Origin of the sequence: Acinetobacter sp. UBA6526 (assembly GCF_002434875.1) — a bacterium.
Classification (GTDB): domain Bacteria; phylum Pseudomonadota; class Gammaproteobacteria; order Pseudomonadales; family Moraxellaceae; genus Acinetobacter; species Acinetobacter venetianus.
This window is the reverse complement of sequence record NZ_DJLC01000036.1, coordinates 1-4,355: the sequence shown is the minus strand read 5'-3', so window position 1 is coordinate 4,355 and position 4,355 is coordinate 1. Positions and strand designations below refer to the sequence as shown.

The window sequence follows — 4,355 nt, the reverse complement described above, 5'->3', positions numbered from 1 at the left end:
TAGAATTTCTTTTCGATTTCGACTAGATTTTACCCAAGCAGGTAGACGTGAGAAATAACTGCGATTGTAGTTAGGAAGTTTACGTTCTCTTAGCCCAGCTTGTATAAAACTTTTTAATATTCCTAAATGTGTTGGGTTATAAGTACAGATTTGACCCTGCCGAACAGCAATATTTAAAAATAATGAATATGAATAATAGGGATCAAAGCCAACTTTAGAATAACTGACCTTCCTTAAAATATAGACAGAGTCATCAAACTTATTTTCTCGTAGGCAAAAATTACAACTTACAGCTATTTGTCTTGGAATAAGTGATTTACGAGCATATTGCTGAAGGTATTTGTATTTTCCTTGCTTGCATATTGTACATTTTGTATTGATTTCGACTTCACATGCACCACTCCATTCAGTCATATTTTGATTCAAATTAAAGTGATAGCTCATGTAGTTATAACTTTGGATACGAATATGCTGTAACGCTTTGCGATAGGTACACTGAGTACAAAAGACCTTTACAGTTTCTGATTCTCGATCCTTTATTTCGATAATTTTTGCAAGCTTCTGACAAGATGGACAATGTACCCAGATTTCAGGTTTGAGAAGAGATAGGCTATAAACTCCTTGATCAACAAATCTATCCATTAAAAGAATCCAACTTTATTGCCTTGTAGCTCTTGTGCCAAACTATACGCTTGGTGGTCAGAAAACTTACTAATAATATCTAAGACTTGCATAATATTATTATAATGGTTGTTTTGCAGATTTACGCCCGAATGTTGCAAAATTGACATCAATCGCTGTTCTTTAAAGCTTAATGTCTTATGTGGCATCGTTAATGGCACAAAAGCATCTAAAATTGTTTGCAAACTTTGATGAGCAATAATCTCTAAACCTGATTTTTGTGGATGCTCAAAAATTCGATCACGCGCAAGATTCTTTGCTGTTTGAATACCTGCTTCAATATCGGGTGAGCAATATTGTAGAAGGCTGCCTTTAAGCTGACCTGTGATGATCTCATAATGATGCTTTGCAAAAGCAGTTGTGACTTCATCGACTAAGCGTTTCATTACACGCCCACGTAAAGCTGCGATTTTTTGTTGCCATGTGGTATGTGGTAAATGCAGTTCTTCAGGTATTCCATAATCTGCAATTAGATTAAGAAAAATTGGTTCAACTTCTGCATAATTCAACATATTCAGAATGATGCCATCTTCTAAATCAATCAGTGCATAGCAAATATCATCAGCTGCTTCTAATAGATAGGTTAGTGGATGACGACAATAATGATAGTCACCAAGCTGAATCAAACCGAGTTGTTCCGCAAGCTGTTTTAAGATTTCTTTTTCAGATTGGTAACATCCAAACTTTGCACGTTGATGTGATGGCGTATCACCTTGTTCATCAATCGTTTTTGAAAGCCATGGATATTTTAAATAAGCGCCAAGTGTCGCACAAGTCAGTCGCATCCCACCATCATCGGGGTGATAGTCAATTCGACTGAGTAAACGAAGACCTTGTGCATTACCTTCAAACTGACGCACGTCGGCTTCTTCTTCTGGCGTAAGTTTTGTTAAAAAATCTCGATGTGATGCATCATCAAACCATTCACGAATTGCATATTCGCCAGCGTGACCAAAGGGAGGATTACCAATATCATGTGCTAAGCAAGCCGCTTGGATAATCGCGCCAACATCAGCAGGTGAGATCCACATCGGTAATTCATCTTTAATTTTTTCGGCTGCGAGCATCCCTAATGAACGTCCAATACAAGAGACTTCAAGCGAATGGGTTAAGCGGGTATGGATACCATCATGCTGAGTCAGTGGGTGAACCTGTGTTTTTCTATTCAGTTGGCGAAAGCTTTGGGAAAATATAATTCTGTCATAATCTTTATGGAAAGGGCTTCGAGCCAATTCTGTACTGCTTTTTTTACTACCTAAACGAATTGCAGAAAGCAACTCTAACCAACGCATTTGTTCCATTTATCATTATTCAAACTAAGTTCAATGCATCATGCCAAAAAAAAGATTAAAGCACTAGCGTAGTGCGACATAGTTTGTCTTATTAATGTTGAGGGATTGAAAATACAATAAAAGGCTTTATTCGAAATGAGGATCGAATAAATAAATTATATCTCGATCTTGGTGCATAAATATAAAGGTTGAAATAATCATGTATCCTTGATGAATGAAGTAAATGAATTGTTACGAATAAAGTAAAACAGATAAAGCTAATAGAAATTAGACCATTTGGGGTAGAAAACTCTGATTTTTAAGATGGATATGGCTAGCTGAAATGAGGCTTTCACAGTAGAATATGCGCTCTCTCATAAGTCACATTGTGGTAGGTTCGTCAGACCCGCCCGTGGAGCCAAAGTCAACATGTTTATCGTGGCCGGTGCAGCAGCACATTCTTCTTTTAAGAAAACTCAACTCTTAAACCGTTTAGCGTCAATGAGTTCTGTTCAATCTTTTGACAGCCAGTGGGTTTATTTGTTTGATCAAGCGCTCAACGAGCAGCAACATCAATCGGCATTACAACTTTTAAACGATGGTCAATCTTTCGAACTTCGCCAAGCTGCAAGTGATGAAATCCAGATTTTAGTCACCCCGCGTGTAGGGACAATTTCTCCGTGGTCGTCTAAAGCAACGGATATTTTTCAAAACTGTAATACTCCAATTCACCGTTTAGAGCGTGGTCTGTTATTTACACTGAAAGGTGTGAAAGAGATTTCGAATGAAGTGAAATTGGCATTACATGACCGTATGACAGAGAGTGTTTTTGCTCAAATTGATGATGCAAAAGCTTTGTTCTCAGAAACAGCGCCAAAGCCATTAAACTCAATTGATATCTTGGGTCAAGGTAAAGAAGCATTAGTTAAAGCCAACAATGAGTTTGGCTTTGCTTTATCTGAGCAAGAAATTGATTACTTAACTGAAGCATTTACCAAGCTGGGTCGTAATCCAAATGACATCGAGTTGATGATGTTTGCTCAGGCAAACTCTGAGCACTGCCGTCATAAAATCTTTGGTTCTGAATGGACAATTGATGGTGAAAAACAACCATTGTCATTGTTCCAGATGATTAAGAATACCTATAAAGAGTCTCCAACAGATGTATTGTCAGCATATAAAGACAATGCGTCTGTGATCGTGGGTTATGACACGATGCGTTTTTATCCGAAAGCGGATGAAAATGGTCACTTTGTTTATAAATATAAGAGCCAAGCCGCTCACATTTTAATGAAGGTTGAAACACATAACCACCCAACAGCAATTGCTCCATTTGCTGGTGCTGCAACAGGTTCGGGCGGTGAAATCCGTGATGAAGGTGCAACGGGTCGTGGTGGTAAACCAAAAGCAGGTTTAACGGGCTTTACTGTTTCGAACTTAAATATTCCTGGTTTTGAACAACCTTGGGAAGAAAACTACGGCAAACCTTCACGTATGGCTTCGCCATTACAGATTATGATTGAAGGTCCATTAGGTGGTGCAGCGTTTAACAACGAGTTTGGTCGTCCTGCATTAAATGGTTATTTCCGTACTTTCGAACAAAATGTAAATGGTGAAGTGAAAGGCTTCCATAAGCCAATCATGATTGCTGGTGGTTACGGTAACATTCGTCCTGACCACGTTGAAAAAGATGCGATTCAACCAGGTGATTTGCTCATTGTATTGGGCGGTCCTGCCATGTTGATTGGTCTAGGTGGTGGTGCTGCATCATCTGTAGACAGCGGTACGATGGGCGAGAGCTTAGACTTTGCTTCAGTACAACGTGAAAATCCAGAAATGGAACGTCGTTGCCAAGAAGTGATCGATACGTGCTGGCGTTTAGAAGACTTCAACCCAATCGTATCTGTACATGATGTAGGTGCGGGCGGTTTATCAAATGCCATGCCTGAACTTGTGAATGACCATGAGTTAGGTGCAGTATTAAACCTTCGTAAGATTCCATCTTTAGAGCCAGGTATGAGCCCAATGGAAATCTGGTCAAACGAAGCACAAGAACGTTATGTGTTAGCGATTCGTCCAGAATCTTTAGAACAGTTTGAAGAAATTTGTGCGCGTGAACGTTGTCCATTTGCCGTGTTAGGTGAAGCGACAGAAGCACGTCATTTAACAGTTGAAGATCCATTGTTTGAAAACAATGCAGTCGACATCCCAATGCAAGTCATGTTGGGCGGTACGCCACGTATGCAACGTTCATATGAAACGATTGAGCGTACAGGTAATAACTTTGACGTAGCAAAAGTTGATTTGAAAGATGCGATTTTCCGCGTATTAAAGAACCCAACAGTGGCTTCTAAATCATTCTTGATTACCATTTGCGACCGTTCGATTACGGGAATGGGTGCG

At 39.3% G+C, this 4,355-nt stretch carries 3 protein-coding genes; 1 reads left to right on the top strand and 2 read right to left on the bottom strand.

Annotation, left to right across the window (positions count from 1 at the left end; translation table 11 throughout):
- Positions 1 to 642: hypothetical protein (locus B4237_RS02415; RefSeq protein WP_286941186.1), on the bottom strand; the 642-nt coding region annotated here is incomplete at its 3' end.
- The gene (locus B4237_RS02410; RefSeq protein WP_130133602.1) at positions 642 to 1,982 is read right to left on the bottom strand and encodes a deoxyguanosinetriphosphate triphosphohydrolase; all 1,341 of its coding nucleotides are present in this window, start codon (positions 1,980 to 1,982) and stop codon (positions 642 to 644) included. The genes B4237_RS02410 and B4237_RS02415, both read right to left, overlap by 1 nt.
- A gap of 399 nt (positions 1,983 to 2,381) precedes the next feature.
- Here B4237_RS02410 and purL point away from each other — a divergent pair.
- Positions 2,382 to 4,355 (top strand): phosphoribosylformylglycinamidine synthase (gene purL, locus B4237_RS02405; protein ID WP_286941182.1); only part of this gene is annotated, 1,974 nt, incomplete at its 3' end.

Excerpts from the sequence above, each read along its gene's own strand:
- B4237_RS02410 (WP_130133602.1), bottom strand. The coding sequence starts at position 1,982 with ATGGAACAAATGCGTTGGTTAGAGTTGCTTTCTGCAATTCGTTTAGGT.